The sequence below is a fragment of the Paenibacillus xylanivorans genome (assembly GCF_001280595.1).
GTDB lineage: Bacteria > Bacillota > Bacilli > Paenibacillales > Paenibacillaceae > Paenibacillus > Paenibacillus xylanivorans.
Genome location: NZ_LITU01000083.1, coordinates 174,725 through 194,966, shown reverse-complemented (window position 1 = coordinate 194,966; position 20,242 = coordinate 174,725). Strand labels below are relative to the sequence as shown.

16 protein-coding genes are annotated in these 20,242 nt (G+C 49.2%); 3 read left to right on the top strand and 13 right to left on the bottom strand.

The annotated features are described in order from the left end of the window. Positions 1–632 precede the first annotated feature (632 nt). The 5 genes from AMS66_RS30455 to AMS66_RS30435 all read right to left on the bottom strand — a co-directional run bounded on the left by AMS66_RS30455 (position 633) and on the right by AMS66_RS30435 (position 6,306). The gene (locus tag AMS66_RS30455) at positions 633–1,850 is read right to left on the bottom strand and encodes an MFS transporter (protein ID WP_053784332.1); all 1,218 of its coding nucleotides are present in this window, start codon (positions 1,848–1,850) and stop codon (positions 633–635) included. A gap of 114 nt (positions 1,851–1,964) precedes the next feature. Then, positions 1,965–2,780 carry a carbohydrate ABC transporter permease gene (locus AMS66_RS30450; RefSeq protein ID WP_053784331.1) on the bottom strand — a complete coding sequence of 272 codons (816 nt, stop codon included), beginning with the start codon at positions 2,778–2,780 and terminating at the stop codon, positions 1,965–1,967. Between the two features lie 90 nt (positions 2,781–2,870). Further along, positions 2,871–3,743, bottom strand: a complete 873-nt coding sequence (locus AMS66_RS30445; RefSeq protein WP_181014184.1) for a carbohydrate ABC transporter permease — start codon at positions 3,741–3,743, stop codon at positions 2,871–2,873. Between the two features lie 3 nt (positions 3,744–3,746). Then, on the bottom strand, positions 3,747–5,021 hold the full coding sequence (locus tag AMS66_RS30440) for an ABC transporter substrate-binding protein (RefSeq protein WP_053784330.1): 1,275 nt from the start codon (positions 5,019–5,021) through the stop codon (positions 3,747–3,749). 76 nt (positions 5,022–5,097) lie between these two features. Continuing rightward, the gene (locus tag AMS66_RS30435; RefSeq protein WP_053784329.1) at positions 5,098–6,306 is read right to left on the bottom strand and encodes an LLM class flavin-dependent oxidoreductase; all 1,209 of its coding nucleotides are present in this window, start codon (positions 6,304–6,306) and stop codon (positions 5,098–5,100) included. Positions 6,307–6,830: 524 nt separating this feature from the next. Here AMS66_RS30435 and AMS66_RS30430 point away from each other — a divergent pair. Next, the gene (locus AMS66_RS30430) at positions 6,831–7,703 is read left to right on the top strand and encodes a helix-turn-helix transcriptional regulator (RefSeq protein WP_053784328.1); all 873 of its coding nucleotides are present in this window, start codon (positions 6,831–6,833) and stop codon (positions 7,701–7,703) included. Positions 7,704–7,824: 121 nt separating this feature from the next. Here AMS66_RS30430 and AMS66_RS30425 read toward each other — a convergent pair whose 3' ends face one another. The 6 genes from AMS66_RS30425 to AMS66_RS30400 all read right to left on the bottom strand — a co-directional run bounded on the left by AMS66_RS30425 (position 7,825) and on the right by AMS66_RS30400 (position 16,014). Next, entirely contained in the window at positions 7,825–8,559 is a 735-nt protein-coding gene (locus AMS66_RS30425; RefSeq protein WP_236703693.1) for a hypothetical protein, read from the bottom strand. Between the two features lie 197 nt (positions 8,560–8,756). Continuing rightward, entirely contained in the window at positions 8,757–10,124 is a 1,368-nt protein-coding gene (locus tag AMS66_RS30420; RefSeq protein ID WP_053784326.1) for a nucleotide sugar dehydrogenase, read from the bottom strand. Positions 10,125–10,258: 134 nt separating this feature from the next. Beyond that, positions 10,259–11,062 (bottom strand): response regulator, encoded by an 804-nt coding sequence (locus AMS66_RS30415; RefSeq protein ID WP_053784325.1) that lies wholly within the window; start codon positions 11,060–11,062, stop codon positions 10,259–10,261. Positions 11,063–11,130: 68 nt separating this feature from the next. After that, a complete protein-coding gene (locus tag AMS66_RS30410) occupies positions 11,131–12,528 on the bottom strand; it encodes a glycosyltransferase family 2 protein (RefSeq protein WP_181014183.1) in 1,398 nt (465 codons plus the stop codon). 22 nt (positions 12,529–12,550) lie between these two features. Further along, positions 12,551–13,762 carry a HEAT repeat domain-containing protein gene (locus AMS66_RS30405; protein ID WP_053784324.1) on the bottom strand — a complete coding sequence of 404 codons (1,212 nt, stop codon included), beginning with the start codon at positions 13,760–13,762 and terminating at the stop codon, positions 12,551–12,553. Positions 13,763–13,788: 26 nt separating this feature from the next. Continuing rightward, the gene (locus AMS66_RS30400) at positions 13,789–16,014 is read right to left on the bottom strand and encodes a hypothetical protein (RefSeq protein ID WP_053784323.1); all 2,226 of its coding nucleotides are present in this window, start codon (positions 16,012–16,014) and stop codon (positions 13,789–13,791) included. Between the two features lie 858 nt (positions 16,015–16,872). On the opposite strand from AMS66_RS30400, the gene AMS66_RS30395 reads away from it, so the two are divergent. Together AMS66_RS30395 and AMS66_RS30390 are read left to right on the top strand one after the other, a co-directional pair. Further along, positions 16,873–18,117 (top strand): DNA polymerase IV, encoded by a 1,245-nt coding sequence (locus AMS66_RS30395; protein WP_053784322.1) that lies wholly within the window; start codon positions 16,873–16,875, stop codon positions 18,115–18,117. Next, entirely contained in the window at positions 18,114–18,455 is a 342-nt protein-coding gene (locus tag AMS66_RS30390; protein ID WP_053784321.1) for a YolD-like family protein, read from the top strand. Before AMS66_RS30395 ends, AMS66_RS30390 begins: the two co-directional genes overlap by 4 nt. Positions 18,456–18,650: 195 nt before the next feature. Here AMS66_RS30390 and glsA read toward each other — a convergent pair whose 3' ends face one another. After that, positions 18,651–19,592, bottom strand: coding sequence for a glutaminase A (gene glsA, locus AMS66_RS30385; protein WP_053784320.1), 942 nt, complete (start codon positions 19,590–19,592; stop codon positions 18,651–18,653). 113 nt (positions 19,593–19,705) lie between these two features. Beyond that, a complete protein-coding gene (locus AMS66_RS30380) occupies positions 19,706–20,188 on the bottom strand; it encodes a GNAT family N-acetyltransferase (protein WP_053784319.1) in 483 nt (160 codons plus the stop codon). Positions 20,189–20,242: the final 54 nt, after the last annotated feature.

Genomic DNA, 20,242 nt, shown 5'->3' with positions numbered 1-20,242 from the left:
ATCATACAGATTATGCAATTCAAGCCTCTCATCCCCGTGATTTAAACTAACTTCTTCATCAAGGCTGTAGATATAGCTCTTTATCTTCATCTGTTTCATTTCTCTCATCTCTTTAACAGGAGTAAGATCAATCACATCATATCTCCCGTTCATCTCACTTATCTTATCGTTGCCACTATAACTGTACATCACATTCATCCCGACATTATCAGTCACACGTACCCGTTCACACACGCTATTGTGTCCACTCATCATATACTTTTCATTCATTCTATTCTTCTCATTCATCATATTCTCTGCATTCACTTCATTCATTTCACGCGTCTGATCCATTTCAAAATTATTCTTCATCATTCCATTAACCTCCACTTTTCTGAATCCAGATCCCACTTCTTCCCCCTGTATTCTCACGGTTGGACATCCCGAGTGTCATTATAGGATATAGAAAAAGTGACGTCTATCGGACCGATGGCGCAGGCGAAAACCCACTTCAAACATAGCAAAAAGAGGCATGAGCCCATGGTCACGCCATGGTCATGCCTCTTCTTGTATCAACCTTCTACCGCTTGTCCAGCCCATTATTTCCGTAGGCAGGTTGACCCGTACAAAAGTTGCGTTGTATTTATTGACATTTATTCGGCCAGTTCCAGACCCTTCGTTTCCCGGCCCAGGAACAGCACAGCGGCTGCGCCAATGAGGATGGTCACGAAGAAAATCGTGAATATCAGGCTGATTGCGACTTCACGCTGAACCAGCATACCAACCATTAATGGAGCAAGCACGCCCCCAATCCGACCTACCGATGTGGCAAGACCCACACCTGTTGAACGAACGGAAGTGGGGTACAATTCCGGACTATACGCGTACAGACCGCCCCATGCTCCCAGATTGAAGAAGGAAAGACAGATGCCTGCGGTCAGAATCGTCGCTTCCGTTGTTGCCAGTCCAAAAGCAATCGCACTTACTGCTGTCAATGTAAGATAAACGACAAGTACAAATTTGCGCCCAAACCGCTCAATGAAGTACGCCGCTGTGAAGTAACCTGGCAGCTGTGCGATCGTCATAATCAGCACGTACTGGAAGCTCTTTACAAGCGTAAAACCTTTAGCCATAACAACTGACGGCAACCACAGGAACATGCCATAATAGGAGAAAATGACGGTAAACCACAAGATCCAGAGCATCAACGTTGTGCGGCGATGCGGTGCCGACCAGACCGTGGCTACCTTTTCACGGAACGTGATTTTCTTAATCTTGGTGTTGTTCTTATAACGAGGCGGGTCCTGAATAGCACGGCGCAGATACAGCGCGTAGAACGCCGGAACCGCACCAATGGCAAAAGCAATTCTCCAGCCGTATTCCGGGATGACAAAATTGGCAATGAGTGCCGATACAATCCAGCCGCCTGCCCAGAAACTCTCCAGCAGTACAACTGCACGTCCGCGTTCTGCCGTAGGCATGGACTCCGATACCAATGTAGATGCTACGGGCAGCTCTCCGCCAAGGCCGATACCGGCAATCAGACGCAGTACACACAATACGGCGAATCCGGTGGCAAGGGCTGACAGACCACTCGCAATCGTAAAGATTAGTAATGTCCACATCAAAATGGCCTTTCGGCCGAATCGGTCCGCAAGTGCCCCCGCAAGCAATGCACCTACCGCCATACCAATCGAGTTGATACTTGTAAGCACCCCGACTTGTCCGGGACTGAGGCTCCATTCCTTGGCAAGTGCAGCCACGATGAAGGAAATCATGCCGACTTCCATTGCATCAAACAGCCAGCTCATGCCGGCACTGAACAGCAGCTTGCGCTGCTTGGGATTCCGCAATACTTCCAGTTTGCTCATGTCCTATAGCTCCCTTGATCTCTATGTAGTCATTCTGACACTAAACCATTATTATGCAGAATGATCCAGAAATCAATGTAAAATACGCATATCCGCTGATCTTCTTCCCATACCTTACCCCTTGAGTGAACCCGCTGTCAGACCTGCTACAAAATAACGTTGAAGCAGAATGAACAGCACGATCATCGGAATGGCTGTTACCAGCACACCCGTGAGCATCATTGGATAGTTGGTCACGTATTCCCCGCGGAACTGCATGAGAGCGAGAGGCAATGTGAGCTTGGACTTACTGCTCAGCATCAGCATCGGGATGAGCAGATCATTCCACACCATCACAAGCAGGAACGTAGCTGTAGCTGCCAAAGATGGCGCAGCCAGTGGTAACGCAATCCGTGTGTAGAGCCTCCACTCGCTTGCTCCATCCATGCTGCCCGCTTCCAGTATTTCCGCATTCAACATGCGCATGAAGCCCGTCAGCATAAATACGGAGACCGGCATCAGCATCGCAGCTGATACTACAATGAGTCCCGTCAGACTGTCCGACCACCCAAGCGTGCGCGTCAGGGAATAGATTGGCAGCATGCTCACCTGGGAAGGAACGATCAGTCCCGCAACGAACAGGGCAAACACAATTTTGCCCACGCTGCCGCCCCAGCGAACAATAGCATAGGCTATCATACTGCTGAGCAACAACTCAATCGCAACCGTACCCAGCGTCACGACCAGACTGTTTCCGAAATACTGCCACATCGGCTGGTTGCGGAACATGCCCGTGAGATTATCCCACGTAAACGGGTCCGGCCAGCTAAATGGACTGATGAAGAAGTTGCTGCTCGTTTTGAACGATGATACAAATACAAAGTACAGTGGCACGACAATCAGCAGCGCGTATACCAATAAGATCAGTCGATTGAACCATTTTAAAAACATATAAATTTCCTCCCTTCTTCCTTTGGTTGCTTGGACGTTGCCGGGCAAAATAAAATTAACAATTCGCGAACATATCAATCCGTCCAATCGTTAATAGCTTACCCGGTCGGCACGCAGCGCTTTGAACTGTAATAGTGTCAGCAGCGCCAGCAGAACCAGGAAGATCATCGAACCCGCTGAAGCGAGGCCAAATGAGTAGCTGCCAAAGGCGGTATGATAGATATATGTCGTCAAAATTTCAGTCGCGTAGTTCGGGCCTCCGTCCGTCATCGTGAAAATGAGGTCAAATGCCTTGAACGACTGAATGGTCGTATAGGCCACAACAATTGTTGCCGAAGGTGCCAGCAGCGGCCAGGTCACGGTACGGAATACCTGCCATTTGCTGCCGCCATCCATACGTGCTGCTTCATACAGCTCCGCTGGAATGCCTTGCAGACCTGCGATAAACACAATCATCATCTGCCCCGCATGTGCCCAGACCTGTACCGCAGCAATCGAGTAGATGGCGATCTTCGGATCACCAATCCAGTTGTGGGCAATGCTTCCCATACCTGCCTCGTTCAATCCATAGTTAATCAGCCCGATCGAAGGATCATACATAAATGCCCAGATCAGACCCACCGATACGGAGGACAGAATCGCAGGCAGAAAATAGAGCGCCCGGAGCGCGATGCGTATCTTTGTGTTACGTACCAGGAGCAGCGCCAGAACAAGTGAAATAAAGGTTTGCGCAATGACAACCGTTAACATGAACTCCACGTTGTTGCCAAAGGCTTTGCGAAATACGATGCTGCTGAGACTGTCCTTGTAATTATCCAGCCCTACAAATGCATACGACGGGGATACCCCATCCCAATCCGTAAAGGAGTAGAACAGCCCCGTCAATGTAGGAAATACGAACAGTGCAACGTACAGCAGCAACCCGGGTAACAGAAACAGGGATAGCTGAATACGGTTCTTCATTGTTTATTTCCCGATATGCTGATCAATGATCGCCTGTGCCTGCTGCGCTGCTTCTTCAGGAGAAGTGCCGCTCAGTACAGCCTGAATGGAGTTCGTTACTGCTTTCTGATTATCTCCGTTCAGGATGGTGAACCGTGGCTGGAACACGGTCTTCTTGCTCGCCCAATCTCCGGCAACCTGAAGTTCAGGTGTATCGTACTTCACATCATTCACCGTTACATTCTGTCCCGTCTGGTTCGCATATTCGCCAGCCACTTCTGGATTGCTCAGGAATTCGATGAACTTCTTCGCTTCTTCCGGATGTTTGGACTTGCTGTTCACCGCGAGCATAAATGTCGTAGTATGAACGCCTTCATACTTCGCCTGATCTGCACTTACGGTAATGGGTGCAAGCAGCTGTTGCTCCAGATTCGGATTTTGCAGCTTGTTCTGAGCTAACTGATAAGATCCGCTCGCCAGCATGGCTGCTTTCTCCTGGATGAAGAGCGCTCCCGCTGCCGGGTCTTTCGTTCCAAGTGCATCCTGCTGGAAGTAACCTTTGTCGTTCAGTTCTTTAAACTGAGTTAATGTTTTCACCCAAAACTCATCCGTCAGTTTCGCTTCTCCGGCTTCCACTTTGGTAAAAATGTCGTCACTCGGTGCATTGTTCATCGCCATCGTATTCATGAATTGGCCCGGACCAATGTCCGCTCCAGCAAATGCAATCGGAATAATGCCGTTGTCTTTCAGCGTCTGACAAAGCGCAAGGAAGCCATCCCAATCCGTTGGCGGGGTCAGTCCGTATTTTTCAAACAGTTTCACATTATAGATCGGATCGTTGTATACAAGCTGATAAGGAATTGCATATTGTTTGCCATCGTGCTGGCCTGCTTCAATTAGTTTTGGATTGTAAGCCGACAGAAACGACGAGCCGGTCAGATCCGTAAACAATCCGGCTTTGTTGAACGCTTCGAACTGTGCACCAGGGAAGGAAGCAAATACATCCCCAACAGAACCATCACTGATTTTGGATTGTACAGTGGATTGATATTGGTCCGAAGGAAGAGTTTGCATTTCCACATGGATGTTCGGGTTTTCCTTTTCAAACGCATCAATCGTCTTGTTCAGTGCTTCCACATCTTCTCCACGCCAGTGCATGAAGCTGATCGTTACTTTGCCCGAACCAGAGGAATCGTTCCCTCCTGATGTCGCATTATCCCCTCCACCGCAGGCAGACAGCAGGATGGACATCACCAGCATACTGACAAGGGGCAGGATATATTTTTGTTTTTTTCTCATGAAAGAAGACCTCCTGAAGGATGATTAATGTACGGTTCTGCTCTCTCCGTTAAAGTGTAAAAAAGGGTTAACTCACTTAATTGGTAGTAACTTGATGCTGCTTCTGTCTGGAGCTCCACTTCTCACGAATGATTGGCATAACCGTCCGTCCAAAAATCTCGGCTTCTTCCAGATGCGGATATCCTGACAATATAAATGTGGTCACGCCCAGATCGCCATATTCCATCAATCGTTCTGCGACCTGTTCTGCTGTACCGACAATGAGTATCGCTCCGCCGGATCGAACAACGGATAACCCTGTCCACAGGTTGGGACCTACGACGAATTGCTGCTTCTCGGACAGTTCCCGCAGCTCATTCTGTCTGCGTTGGTTGGTCGCATCCGTCTCCGCAAAAATTGCCTTAGCTTTCTCGATCGCTTCAGGTGGAACTTTGCTAATAATCTCCCAAGCCGCCGCCCAAGCTTCTTCTTCGGTATCCCGAATGAGTACCTGTGCCCGCATGCCGTAACGCAACTGGCGATCTTTTCCCGTTTCCTCTTTGATTTGTTCGCGAATGACTTCAATTTCTTCGATCTGCTCCTGAATCCAGTCATGCGGCTCGCCCCACATGAGGAATGTATCTGCGTGTTCAACAGCTACCCGTTTCGCAATCGGTGAACTTCCTCCGAGGTAGAATGGCGGATACGGCTTTTGCACCGTTTCAGGCATGCCTACCGGAGCTTTGAAATTGTAATATTTACCGTTAAACTCCTGATTGTCTTCGGATGCTTCCCGATTCGACTGAGCACCACTTCCAGCAAACTCGGTCAGATTGAGCCCGGTCGATTGGGTCCATGAACGCTTCATCACTTCCATGTACTCGCTCGCCCGTTCATAACGTTCATCATGGGCATGAGCCAGTGGATCTCCTAGTTCCTCCAGGTCCCGAACCGAACTGCCTGTCACCACATTGATCATGGCACGACCACCAGACAGTTGATCCAGTGCCGCTCCCATTCGTGCAGCCAATACAGGGGTGACCAGACCCGGGCGAATAGCCACAAGCGGACGCAGTGTTTTCGTGTGACTCATGACAGCCGAACCCACAACCCACGCATCCAGACAGGCTCCACCTGTCGGAATCAATACGAATTCAAATCCTGCCGTCTCCGCTGTCTGCGCCACTTGGATCATATAATCTAGACTCGGTTCCCGCTCCGGGGCAACCCCTACATATTTTCCGTCTCCTGCTGTAGGCAAAAACCATCCAAACTTCATTTCTTCCTGTTCGCTCACGCAAGTCATTCCCTTCTATGAATAAATAAAGTCTCATGTTAAAAATAAGGTCACTGCTCTGCAACTTAGCCGTTCCGGTTACGAATCGTTCTTTCGATCACTGTTATCCCCAGATTTTCTTTTATCCCTTTTTAAAGGGAAAAATCCGGTGGTAAAGGTGAGATAATGCTTACGAAGTGGCTTTCTTGCAGAAAGCTTTTAGCTTCGCTTCTTCAGAATCGATTTCGTACCCTCCACTACGTTCGCACTCGTTAAACCTTATTTTTAAAGTGCGCCTAATTTCTAATCATTTTATAAGTACGAATACTTCCAAATGCCGATTAATTAACTTGGTTTAATAGGTATGGACATCATAACAATTGATTTGTCTGTGATCAATGTCATTTCGCGGCCATTTTATTTTGTCATTTTGTGGTGAATTCACAGGAATAGGTCTTCCTCATCTTGAATATTTACAAAACCCACCTGTATAATAGGTTATAAGAGAAACTTTCGAGATTACAAACTATACTTATATTAAAGAGGTGTTCCTGATGATCGAGAGCATGAAGGAGGACCACCACGAGTTTTTGGATATTATTTTTTTTACTCCGTCTGAATTCGAGAAAGCCGGTGGAGCTTGGCCGATTCGAATTGGCCGTAATATAGCCAAGAGCAACTATCATATTGGCCCGCGAACGACGCCTTTTCATTATTTGATTTTTGTTCTGGAAGGCGAGGGAACATTCATACAGAACGGACATCGTTATTCCCTGCGTGCCCGCGATGCATTCTGCCTGTACCCACAGGTTACCCATGAGTACTGGTCTGACCCGAAGGAGTCTCTTCATAAAATTTTCATAGCCTTTGATGGAAAACATGCAGCCGAACTTTTGGCACGAATCGGGCTTACTCCGGACGCGCCGCATCGTTCAGGTGTACTCACCCCGGAGACAGCAAGTGGCATGCGTGCCTTTTTGGAGGAGGTTCGCAAACCTCAGGGAGGCGCAAGCGACCTGGGACGACTTACCCGTTTTCTCGGATTGTTTGATCGAATTGCCAAATCGCCCGCTACCCGAGTGCTTCAACCAGACTCTGCCACACCATGGCTGCAAAAGGGCAAAGAGTACATGGATATTCACTTTGCTGGCGGCATTACCGTGGAAGGTGTATCTGCACACGCTGGTGTGGATCGGACCCATTTTGCCAAACAGTTCCGCAAAGCCTATGGTCTGTCTCCTGTCCAGTATATTCAACGTCTCAAAATGAACCAAGCCAAACGCCTGCTTGTGCAGACCCCGTTAACGTTAACTGAAGTAGCACACTCGGTAGGTTACCCTGACCTGTTTTCCTTCTCTAAGGCATTCAAAAAGCAGGTCGGTCTGCCTCCCAATCGTTATCGAACAGCCGAAAACAACAAAAGCTGATTTGTCGCCAACCGCACGCTGCTGAAAGCTACCAAAAGCAAAAAGGCAAGCCTCCTTGACGGAGACTTGCCTTTTCCCGTTTACAATTCACAACGATCTTTCTGTTAGCCACCTGCACCTGCTACTTCTTCTCCTCGCTCTTTCGAGCCAGTGGAATGCCGTTTTCCTTCGCATACCATGCTTCATAATGATGCACCGCCACACCTGCAAAAGAAGAATGAGAAGCGCCGAGATCAAACACTTTCTTCATTTCTTCGTCCATATTGGTGATGGATTTGCTGAAAAAGGTTAGATGATCGCCTTCATGCGTGTCCGCCAGCTCGGCTCCAACCCATACCTTCTTGCCAAGCTCATCGGCTTCGTCCAGCTCTTCCTTGGACAGATCATACATTTGTTGACCACTATCCCGATAAGCCATAATGGCCACTGCATCAAAATGGTCAATCACCCAGCGGCTGAATGTACCTCCGCCTTCTGCCGACTCGCGTGCATCCAGCCAGAAAGGGATCGCGGCGCTCATGTATAGTCCGGCGTCAGATCCGGCTTTGGTCCAAGCCTTCATGTTGTCGCTCCACTCCGCAATCACGCTGTTCTGCTCGTTCTCCCAGCGTTTTAGCTGATAAGGCTCCACATCCAGCTGAATGCCCTCAAAGCGTTCATTTTTGGCCGAAGCTGCATTATAGGCTCGTACTTTTTCAATAAACGCAAGTCCCTCTTCCCGCTTCTCCGTATAGGCCCAGTCTGCATGACCATTCAGGGCATGCACTTCGATCTCAGCCTGCCGCGCAGCCACAATGAATTTGCGGTATGTCGCATCGGGTACCTCATCCTGAATTTGCAGGAAAATGGTATCCACGCCCTGTGCTTTGGAGAAGGAGATAATCTCGGGTGTCTGCTCTGCAATAATGGAAGCGTCCCACAGCCAGGTCGCTTTGTGTTCCTCATGTGAGAACCATTTGAGTAGCCAGGGCAGAAGCAGCAGGCAGAACAGCAGGGCCAGAATGGCCCATTTTGCCTTCGCCGACAGTTTGCCCCACTTGTTCGTTATATTCCTCAGACGAGCAACGCTTCACTTGGCTCAAGCACAGGGTGCTGTACCGAATGACCAATCTTGTAAATGTGCGGATGTGTGTACGTTTTGAACGCATTACGTGTATCCAGAATCGGCACACCCATCTCGGCAATATCAAAGTAAGGCAAATCGCTGTGGTTGGTGATCAGCACGATGCAATCGTACTTCTTGAACTGCTCCAGGTTGAGCACTTCGCTATATACCGTCTCTCCATGCTTGTCCAGGAACGATTCAGCATGTGGATCATAATAGCTGACATTAGCTCCACCTTCCTTGAACAGTTCATAGACTTCCAATCCTGGAGATTCACGCAAATCGGCAATATTCGGCTTGTACGACATACCGAGCAACAGAATGTTGGATTTACGTACGGATTTCGCGTACTCATTCAGGATCGTTGATGTTTTGTTCAGTACATAATATGGCATGTTGTCATTGGTGGATTGCGCCAGCTCGATGAATTTGCTGTAGAAACGGAATCCTTTCGCCTTCCAGGACAGGTACATCGGATCAAGCGGAATGCAGTGACCGCCGATGCCAGGGCCCGGATAGAATGGCATGAAGCCAAACGGCTTCGTCGCAGCCGCATCGATAACTTCCCAGATATCGATGCCCATACGGTCGCACATCATCGCCATTTCATTAACAAAGGCAATGTTTACGCTGCGGAACGTATTTTCCAGCAGTTTGGACATTTCAGCCACTTTTGGCGAAGAAACGGGTACAACCGTTTCAACGTACTTGCTGTACAATGCTGTTCCCAACTTGAGGCAAGCTTCCGTTGTTCCACCGATTACTTTCGGTGTATTAAAGGTAGTGAATCGTCCGTTGGACGGGTCCACACGTTCAGGCGAGAAGCACAGGAAGTAATCTTTGCCTGCTTCTTGTCCGATCTTGTCCAGCTCATCCTGAATCAGTTCTTCGGTTGTACCTGGATAAGTAGTACTCTCCAGCGTAATCAGCATGCCTGGTTTCATGTGCAGTTTGATCTGATCCACAACCGTCTCGATATAGGACGTATCCGGGTCCTGATTTTCACTAAGCGGTGTAGGTACGCAGATGCTCAGTGCGTCGATCACGCGCAGCATGCTGTAGTCCGTTGTTGGCTGAAAGCGGCCGCTTTGCATAACTGTTTTCAATTCTTCGGACGAAATGTCGTGAATATAGGAATCTCCTTGATAGATGCTCTCCACTTTGGATGCATCCAGATCAATTCCGATTACCGTGAAACCCTGATTGACCATTTCCACCGCAAGTGGTAATCCTACGTAACCGAGCCCGACCACGCCGAGCACCGCTTCTTTATTTTCAATCGCATTTAGTAATGTGTGGAATTGTTGATTCTCCATGATATTCCCTCCAACAGTGTATTTGTTTGGTTGATTGACGAATCCATTTGATAGATGTTTGTCTGTAGATATACTTGTTTGTCTGATCGAGATTAATAGGCTACTGTTTCTCCTCGTTTTGGTTGTGGTTACGTCTAATGCAGGCAACGCCTGATTCGGGCATCCAGCTCCACAGGTGAGAACGGTTTGGTCATATAATCATCGACCCCGCTGCGAAAGCATTGGCTGATCGTCTGTTCTACACGCTGCTCCGTCAAAACGACGATTTTGGGCGGCTGCTCCATATCAAGGTTCTGGATATGTTGAATGAACGGCAGGCCATCAATGCCATACAGATTCAATTCGGTCAGCACCAGATCGGGCGTGATTTTCTCAATCAGCTCCAATGCAGCCAGCCCATCCACCGCTTCATAGGTTTCGTATCCTTGCATCTTCAGTCGCAATTGCAGAAACTCGCGTACCGTCGGATCGTTGTCCACAATCAAAATTCGTTCCGGCTCGTCTGCCGTGATGTCCAGCGTGTAGATATGAATTTCCGACGGGTCTACCAGCTTCGCGGACTCAGCCATATGTTGAATGGTTGCCTTGGAAGGACGTTCACCTGCCGGGAAACTTGCCAGCGTGATTTGCGGATCGGCACCAGGTACCGTCTCCTGCAGTTCATGCTTGATGCGAAGCCCCTCATAATGAACCTCATCCAGTGTCAGCCCTGGCAGCAGGACAGCAATGGCCTGTGTGGCTCCATCCATCCACACCTGGAACGCAGACTCACCGGTCTGCTCCAGATGTGTCCTGACCTGCTGCTCCGGCTGAGAATGCCCTGCGCAATGGATGAACATTAAGCCGCATGTTTCGGCACCCGTTTCTTTCAATCCCTGTTCTACACTGCGGTACACATTAACGGCAGCCTCACGCTGCAATGTCGCCGTATTTGGCATGTTCTTTTCCACCCTTCTCCCTCGGTTATCTATATTGTTTCTGCTGTATTACTTGGATTACGCTGTGCTTAAGCAGCCTCGCTTGTCTTCTCTTCCTCGGACCAGCTCTGGCGTGTCATGGTTCCCCATGAATTGTTTTTTTGCATGAACTGAATGTGCCCCTGCAATCTCCACAGCACGCCGAGCTGATGATAGCCGACGAATTTCAGAGCGGAATAGACCAGCATTTTGACCAGATCGGACAGTTTGTTATACCGCTTGAATGCAATTTCCTCGAGCACCAGTGCTCCCACACTCAGCAGATAACCACTCACCACGTTGAGCAATCCAAACAGCAAAAGTATCGGCCACTGGGTCATATCTATAAGCACATATCCAGTGAGAGCGAGAAGTCCTGTAATTCGGAAATACGGGTTCAGCGCTTCAAAAAGGATGTTATATGGCATGGTCAGCATGCCCATGACTTTATATTTAGGGTTGAACAACATGCCGCGGTTCTCGAGCATGTTCTTCAGGTTTCCACGTCCCCAGCGCTTGCGTTGACTGGACAAGATCCGGTAGGAATCCGGCGCCTGTGTCCAGCACACGGCTTCAGGGCAGAAGGCTACACGATATTTCAATTTGTTCTCCAGCATATAACGGTGAAGCTTGATGATAATATTCATGTCTTCACCCGGATAACCGTCCCGGTATCCCCCAACGGCGATAACCGCATCCTTGCGGAACATACCGAAGGCACCCGAGACAATAATCAGACCATTCATGTGACTCCAACCGATCCGTCCGCCCAGAAATGCTTTGAGGTACTCGATGGACTGGAACATCGGCCAAATCTTGCGAGGCAGTGAAACGTCCTGCACTGCCCCATTCTCGATTTTGCAGCCGTTGGCTATCCGTACATCCCCGCCAATAGCAACCGTCTCTTCCGGATTCTCCATATACATGCGAGCCATACGAATCAGGGCATCCTTCTCCAGCAAAGAGTCGGCATCGATGGAAGAGATCAACGGATAATGGGACAGGTTGATTCCTGCATTGAGGGAATCGGCCTTTCCGCCGTTTTCCTTGTCAATGACATACAGGTCCGGGAATTCCGGATTGTGGTAGATCCCGCGAATTTTCTGACAAGAAATCTTGCCCCGGATCTTCGTGTTCGGTACCGGCTTCAGACGATATTCTTCCAACAGCACCTTTAGGGTGGTATCGCTGGAGCCATCATTCACCACGATGACTTCATATGTTGGATAATTCAGCGTCATCAGGCAGTTCACATTTTCAATAATGGTCAGTTCCTCGTTGTATGCTGGCACCAGCAAGGAAACCGATGGCACGAGCTCCGAGCCTGACAACGTATTGTATTTGGAATAGTGCGAACGCCTGAAAATCGTCCAAATGTTACGGAATGATAAGGCCAGAATGGAAAAATAGAGCGTATTTACAGCAACGACATAGTAGATTGCGACCATGCCATAGATTAATAGTAGATCTCTAAGCAGTGTAATCCCCTCCTACCGCAGCCACACCTGTACGTTTCTTGCTTGTTGTCCGGTTCCCACGTACAGGACCGAAGTACCGATCATACAGCAGCCTTTTTTTGTTATGTGCAATCATCTGGTCAACGGCTTTGTGGTCTGTTCCTGAGTGCTGCATCGTGCTCTCAATCTGTTGCATTGCAATCTCTCTTTCAGCACCTGTACCTTGCACGGCGGCCTGACACAAGGCTTCAAATCCCGGTTCGCCCAACTTGCTCAGGCTCTCCGCACTGTTATAGCGTACACCCCAGTCTTCGTCACGCAGCGCTTTGCGCAGCAGTGGAATGCTGCCTGCCGCATGTTTCGAACCGAGCGCCAGAACTACTTCGGCACGTACCTCCGGCTCCGAATCCTGCATGAGCTTCAGGATGGTCTCGTCCTGAAGTGCCGGACTTGCGCTGAGATACAGCTTCACCGCTTCTGCCCGTACATCCTGATGTTCTGCGCCAACGAGTCTGTCGAGTGCAGGCATCACTTCCGGTACAGCCTGTCCCCACATCGCAACCAGTCCCACTTTGACAAAGTCAGGATTACGGTCTTCCAGCAATTCAATGAGAATTCGGCTTGTATCCAAACTGGTTTCGAGCAAAATATCTGCTGCCAGATGATGAATCGATTTTCCTTTGGTTAACAGCAGCGCGAGCATGTCTTTCAGTTCACCCTGACGTGTGGTACATCTTGCGATCGAACGACCAATCATAATCGCCATCGGGCCAGGCTTCTCATCCTTAAGCAATTCCATCAAACCTGGAACGGCCTCTGGACAACGCATGCCGCCCAATCGATAAGCCGCATCAATCTGGCGTCCGTAGCTAATGCGGCTCAGTTCCTTCAGATCATGCTCTACAAATCCGGCTTCACGGCAGAGTACAATCAATTTGTTGCGATACTCTCCCTTGAACTGATCAATCCATTCAATAAGCTTGCTCTGGATGACCCGACGCTCGAGTCGAGCCAGCTTCCCAGGTGGTAATCGCAGGGGACTGTCCTCTGTCAGCGCCGTCTGCAGATACGTAAAGTAATCACGCTGCTTTAATTTATAAAATTCAATCTTGCGCCGTTTGCCGTTGTGGGACATTTTCATGGCAAACAGCAGGATCACCCCCACAACGACGAGCGCTGTACAGATGTATAGAAATAGATAAGCCAAAGCCAAATTCGGAAACATGTGAAAAGGTCCTCCTTTATACTCATTTATTCGGTCTGAAAACTTGGAATTTGTTCATACCGTTTCTGCATTTCCTCGTAGCTCAGTTTCAGTCGCTCACTGTACTGTACTTGCTCCCATGGCTGCCAACTGTACACAGGCAACGTCTTCACATCCAGTGTCTTCTGTTCACCACCAGGCCAAGAGATGTTGCCCGTTGCACGATCCATTAGCCAGGGAATCAGGGTTACGCCCTTGACTGCGACCGTTTCGAATTCCCGTCCACCTTTCAGCGCTCCATACTTGATTGCTTGCAGTGAACTTGGGTCACCAAATCCAAGCAGCATCCAGGGAATACGCATCTCGACCTGATTACCGTTATATTGCCAGGCAGTTAATGAATCGGTATCAGACTGATCTGGAACTGTCGTTCCCCGCTTCAATGTACCGACCTTTTCATTCATGAACGGTTGGGCGGACCGGGTATCCGGTGGGGTCATTCTCAGGCTGACCGCCAGATTCCATGGATGGAATGGATCTGCCGCATTTTCTTGCTCTTCCGGCAGCATTCCGTAACCGTCCTTGCCATAGAGTCGCTTGTTAAAGTCATAGTCTTTGGCGATCTCTACTTGCGATTCAGCATCCTGTCCCAGCGTGATCACCGTTTCGAGACCATCACTGAATGTTCGATCCGGAAGCCTCGTGCCTGGCTGATTACCACCATCCAGCGTATTCGTTCCGATGCGCAGCAAGGTCTGATCCGGGTCAAAAGGCTGATCCAGCGTCATGCCAATGTACAGGTAGGCTTCATCATGGGTCATCTTCATTTCCTTGATGCCATCGACCTTGCCTTGCCAGACGGTGACCTCTTCCTTCTTCAATGCATTCCAGTCGTCCAGTTTCCCGTCTATGTTCAGCTGTTCCTGTTTACCAGGGTCCATGGCGAGCAGACCGAACATCTTCTCATTCGTCAGCACATTCAGCCAGTAGGCCCGCCGATCAGCCGGAATTTCCAGCGGCATCGTGTTCCAGGTTTTCTTGAACCACTCATCCTGCCACATGAACAAAATCGCTCCCGCATACCCTTCATCATAAATATCCTGAGTCAGCGATGCGTCGATCTCGCCCTGCTCCACCTCGTTATGTCCGCCCTGATCCCGACCTCCCATTCCCAGATGGGAAATCCCAAGCGAAGACGGTACACCGTACTCTGTAATCATTACAGGCATATCGGAAAACTCGGCTTTGAGCTTGCGTAGGTAACTTTTGTACGTGTTGTACTCACCGTTCTCATCCTTAATCGTCTGGAGTGTCTTGTCCGTATGGAACAAGTCCGGGTAATAGGGGTACACATGGTATGCTGCAAAATATCCGCCCTGCCACTCTTCCGGCTGAATATGGCGCGCATCCACACTGACCAGATCCTCTTCGAATAGCGGCTCGCCCGGATGATCCAACACGTCAGTTGTTACCCAATTGGTGAAGGTCATCGGATGTTCCCATCCGTATTTCTTCTCCAATACGGCGGTATAGTCCAGCAGCTCCGCCAGCCAATTTTCAAACGGTGATGCATCCTGCGTCCCGGAAAAATGAACGCCCTTGTACTGCGGCACATCGGGATGACTCTCATTGGTGTTGTTCACCATCGAAGGGTTCCACTCGGTACCCACATGCCAAGCCATCAGGTATTTCCCGGCATTTGTCTTGTATTTGCCGCTGGATTCTCCCGGTTTATCGGGAATGTCCGCATCTCCATATACAGCGGATACCGCCTTTTCAATCTCCTGCTTAAACGTCTGCTCAATATGGTCAGCATAGGCATCCTGCTTCTCGATCAGTTCTTCTTCCGGCGACCATATGCCCTGTATAAAATATAACGGTTGCTCCCTGCCGCGATTATAATCAACCAATGCTGTGTAAAAAATCGGCTCATGCACCGTATACACCCGGATCACATTGGCTCCAAGATCCTCAATCTGCTGGAACCACCTCAAGTAATCCTCTTTGATCAACGGAAATTCGCCCGGGTAATGTCCTGGTGATGTGGCGCCCAGGTTCACCCCTTTGACGAACATCTCCCGCCATGTGCCATCGGGTCCATATTCCATGAACCGGTCTCCATCGGTTCTGAATTTCATCTCCGTACCGTTCTCCGCTGTGTACGTAACGAGCTGGGGTTGCATGTAGTGCCAGCCGGCAAATATTCCGCCCGTCACTACAGCCGCTCCGGTCAACATCGTCAACAACCAGCGCTTCCGTCTTCGTCTGCTCATGGTTCTTAATTGCTCACCTCTCTAGTATGCATCCTGCTTCAGTTCGCATCTTGAATGACATGAAGGTCTGCGGAGAATCCCGCTTCGGATGTCCGCTTTGGGTAGAGATGTCAGCGGTGTGTTCTCACTATAGCTCTAAGTCTCTGCATTTGTAACTAGGCTGATGGAAGCAAACGTAAACTGCAACATTCTGCCCATAATTCGTAAAAAGCGCCATCAACTAGCATCCAGGAGACCTTCTGCCCTTACCCTCCAGAAACACGAATATAGGCTACTTTAACCGTCCGTTTGATGTTCTTCCAGCCTTGCACATCTCTACCCGTTATTGTTATATGCAACGCGGATTGTGAGATCTGTTTCCGCTCGAACGCTTACCCTATTAAACGCTAGGGATATTTTAAAGTTGCGGACATTTTTACAGTATTAACCATAAAGATTACAAAATTGATACTATAGTCCGATAACGTATCCTTGAAAACCCGCGTCCTATCAAGGTTTTCTGAAAAGTGCAGAAAATGAAAAAAGGACATCAGTCCCCCCCTATAGGACTGTGCCCATTTATAAACCTTTTACATAAAGCTGAATGAACACCCGGTCATCACCCGGAAGTCACGGATCTCTTACATGAAATGTAAAAAAACACATCTTATTTCCTAAATTTTGACTCTATTAGGTCCATCCAATATTTGTGTCCAATTTGCAAAATAATTCCGGTTGCCGCATCTGACATTGTCAGATATGCTTATAAAACAAGAACACTTGTTCCATACTGTAAGTAAACTGTAAAATAACGTTGGCTGAATGAATCTCATCGTTGTACAGAAGCAGCCAAATTATGAATAAAAGGAGAGAAGTACTATGCCCCGCAAAGACGGACGTGTCATTATGCTGGCCGATTGCCAGTCGTTTTATGCCAGTGTAGAGAAGTCTGCACATCCCGAATACAGAGACCGTCCGCTTGTTGTTGCGGGAGACCCTGCACGCCGTTCGGGCATTATTCTGGCAGCCTGTCCACTCGCCAAGTCTTATGGAATTACTACAGCAGAACGGCTGGGTGAGGCTCTCGCCAAATGCCCCGATGTTGTCGTCATTCGTCCTCGGATGGCCGAATATATTCGTGTTTCCCTACACATTACCCGTATACTTCAGTCCTATACCGATCTGGTTGAACCGTATAGTATTGACGAGCAATTTCTCGATGTCACCGGAAGTTTGGACCTGTTCGGCAGTCCTGAAACCATTGCCCGCAGCATTCAGGACAGGGTCATGGAAGAGACTGGCGTCTATATCCGCGTCGGCATCAGCGACACCAAGGTTGTCAGCAAGATGGCCTGTGACCTGTATGCCAAAAAAGTCCCAGGAGGCATCTATACGCTGCCCCGCAAGGACATGCAGAAAACGTTGTGGGATAAACCTGTTCGAGACATGTTTATGGTCGGCTCCCGGATGGGGCAGCATCTTTATAAAATGGGGATTCATACGATCGGTGATCTGGCGCAGACTCCGTTGTCCCGGCTGAGAGAGCGTTGGGGTGTAAACGGTGAGGTATTGTGGCGTATTGCCCGCGGGATCGATGATTCTCCGGTAAAACCCGGGACTTATGCTCACCAGCAGCAGGGCATTGGACATCAGATGACATTGCCTCGGGACTATGAATCGTGGGCAGACATCAAGGTGGTGCTGCTTGAACTGGCAGAGCTGGTCAGCAGGCGTTCCCGGGACAAATCACTCATGGGTAATGTCGTTTCTGTGGGATGTCGGGGACAGGATTACGATCGTCCAACCGGCTTCTCCCGCCAGATGAAGGTGAATGAACCTACTAACATCACCGATGAAGTATACGATGCGGCAGCAGCTCTGTTTCTGCGCCATTGGGACGGATTACCCATTCGCCGCATCAGCGTGTCATTGACCGGACTCGTGCCCGATTCCGAAGTACAGCTGTCCTGGTTCGATGACCGTGAACGCAAAAGAGAACTGGAACGTGCCACGGATGACATCAAGCGCAAGTTCGGAGATACCGCGATCATGCGGGCCTCCTCGCTCTGCTCGTCCGCACAGGCACAGGACCGTTCTCATAAAATTGGAGGTCACTATAAATGAGTAAAAAATTACAGCAAAACGGGATTTTTGAGTCGTCGCGCATGATGCTTCCAGAACACCGGGAAGCCTACATCATTCATCAGGAACAACTTGCTCCCCGTACCCGTCCATCCCTGGATGCCCAGGCAGCGGAAGAAATGTCCCGTTTGCTTAGTAACTCCATGCTGCTTGGGGATGCAGTCACCATCACCCTGTTCCATGAACATGATGATATCCGCTTTACCGGACAGGTGCTCCGACTGGACTCTCATGCCCGTACCCTTAAGCTGCTGATGGAGAGTGGGACCCGGGACATTCAGATGAATCTTATTACGGATGTGGTACTCGCGAATGAATGATGCGGGCTGGCATTGCGGGTATACCGGTATAGATGCAGCATGGCCGTTGCCATGCAGGACCGTTTTCCTACACATTCTGTTGCAGGACTGAAGTAGCCGACAAGCTACATTCATATCGGACCATTTCGTTCCAAAGAAGCAAAAGGACCGATTAGTGATTCATCGGCTATTCAAGAGGGTAATGATATGACTTCATTAGAATAAACTCCAGTCAAATTCCTTGGAAAGACGCTCAAGCAGATGCACGCCTGCAATGCTGTTTCCTTTCCGATTCAGAGCCGGACCTACGAGACCAATGCCAAACTGGCCTGGAACCAGGGTCAGAATTCCACCCGATACTCCACTCTTGGCAGGAAGCCCGACCTGAATCGCAAATTCCCCGGATGCATTATACATACCGCAGGTGGTCATGAACGTTTTGGCGATCTGTACATACCGACGAGGAATAAGCTCATTTCCGGTAATGGGATCTGTCCCGTCATAAGCAAGCACCAGTGCCATACGAGCCAGGTCCGCACAAGTCACCTCTATGGAGCAATGGCGGAAATAGACGGCAAGCACATCTTCGACATCATCTTTGAGCACACCATTGTGCTTCAGAAAATAACCAAGCGAGCGGTTCAGATGGCCTGTTTCCGATTCGGACTGATATACCGCTTCGTTATAGTCCAGCCGATCATTATTCGCCAGCTTGCGGAAAAATTCCAAAATGCGCCGGGATTTCTCCTCTTTGCAGTCCCCGCCAATCAGGGACGATACCGTAATCGCACCCGCATTGATCAATGGATTAAAAGGAATGCCCGGTTCCACCAGTTCGAGCTTGATCATGGAGTCATAATCATCCCCGGTAGGTTCTTTTCCTACATTAAAGAAGACCGCTTCCTCCCCATGATCCATCAGGGCCAGAATGAGTGTAAATACCTTGGAGATACTTTGCATCGTAAACGGGATACCACAATCTCCGGCTGACACATGATTGCCTTCGGCGTTCATGATATGTATACCCAGTTCGTCCTGCGAAGCCTTGAACAACTCGGGAATATAAGAAGCAACTTTCCCCTGCCCGGTGTGCAGACGGCTGGTCTCCAGCCATTCTGGCAGCAATAAATTCAATTGTTCCATTGCAGCATTGCTCATCTCGATCTCCTCCAAATCTCTGTATGAGCATTTCGCATACATTCGAAGACGAGTTTCCATCGAAGTGATGCAAAATGCCCGGGATATTATGTATTACCCGCAAGCCTGATCCCTTAGCGCTTTACCTGAAGATTCAACTCCAGAATCTCGCCAGGTAACCCCTCATAATCCCCCACCCATGTGGATACAAAGTTCTGTCTGAGCAATATTTGACGGGATGCCGCATTGGACGGATCAATAACCGCATAGAGTACAGCAATCCCCGCCGCCTGTGCCTGAATAATCAGCCGAGCTGCGATGGAAGTCCCGTGTCCTTTCCCCCAATACTCCGGCAGAATCATGTAACCCATTTCTGCCCGGGACGGATCAGATTCATCCGGGATCAGTTTGGCGTAGGCCATTCCTACCCCATCTTCACCAGATATCCGATAATAGCCACAATTGTTGCCGAGATTATAATTCAGCATGGATTCATATTCCGATGTAGCTTCATGCTCAGGCAGAGCACGTTCGGTAATCTGTTGCATGACTTCAATATTGGACACAAGAGCATAATAATCAGCAAAATCAGATGGTGCATATTTCAAGAAATTCATAACGCGCATACCTCCTCCAAATGGCTAACAAGGACTTGCTCTTTTTATTTCACC

Coding starts and splice junctions, on each gene's coding strand:
- AMS66_RS30455 (WP_053784332.1), bottom strand. CDS start 1,850: ATGAGCAAACTGGAAGTATTGCGGAATCCCAAGCAGCGCAAGCTGCTG.
- AMS66_RS30450 (WP_053784331.1), bottom strand. CDS start 2,780: ATGTTTTTAAAATGGTTCAATCGACTGATCTTATTGGTATACGCGCTG.
- AMS66_RS30445 (WP_181014184.1), bottom strand. CDS start 3,743: ATGAAGAACCGTATTCAGCTATCCCTGTTTCTGTTACCCGGGTTGCTG.
- AMS66_RS30440 (WP_053784330.1), bottom strand. CDS start 5,021: ATGAGAAAAAAACAAAAATATATCCTGCCCCTTGTCAGTATGCTGGTG.
- AMS66_RS30435 (WP_053784329.1), bottom strand. CDS start 6,306: ATGACTTGCGTGAGCGAACAGGAAGAAATGAAGTTTGGATGGTTTTTG.
- AMS66_RS30430 (WP_053784328.1), top strand. CDS start 6,831: ATGATCGAGAGCATGAAGGAGGACCACCACGAGTTTTTGGATATTATT.
- AMS66_RS30420 (WP_053784326.1), bottom strand. CDS start 10,124: ATGGAGAATCAACAATTCCACACATTACTAAATGCGATTGAAAATAAA.
- AMS66_RS30415 (WP_053784325.1), bottom strand. CDS start 11,062: ATGCCAAATACGGCGACATTGCAGCGTGAGGCTGCCGTTAATGTGTAC.
- AMS66_RS30410 (WP_181014183.1), bottom strand. CDS start 12,528: ATGGTCGCAATCTACTATGTCGTTGCTGTAAATACGCTCTATTTTTCC.
- AMS66_RS30405 (WP_053784324.1), bottom strand. CDS start 13,762: ATGTTTCCGAATTTGGCTTTGGCTTATCTATTTCTATACATCTGTACA.
- AMS66_RS30400 (WP_053784323.1), bottom strand. CDS start 16,014: ATGAGCAGACGAAGACGGAAGCGCTGGTTGTTGACGATGTTGACCGGA.
- AMS66_RS30395 (WP_053784322.1), top strand. CDS start 16,873: ATGCCCCGCAAAGACGGACGTGTCATTATGCTGGCCGATTGCCAGTCG.
- AMS66_RS30390 (WP_053784321.1), top strand. CDS start 18,114: ATGAGTAAAAAATTACAGCAAAACGGGATTTTTGAGTCGTCGCGCATG.
- glsA (WP_053784320.1), bottom strand. CDS start 19,592: ATGAGCAATGCTGCAATGGAACAATTGAATTTATTGCTGCCAGAATGG.
- AMS66_RS30380 (WP_053784319.1), bottom strand. CDS start 20,188: ATGAATTTCTTGAAATATGCACCATCTGATTTTGCTGATTATTATGCT.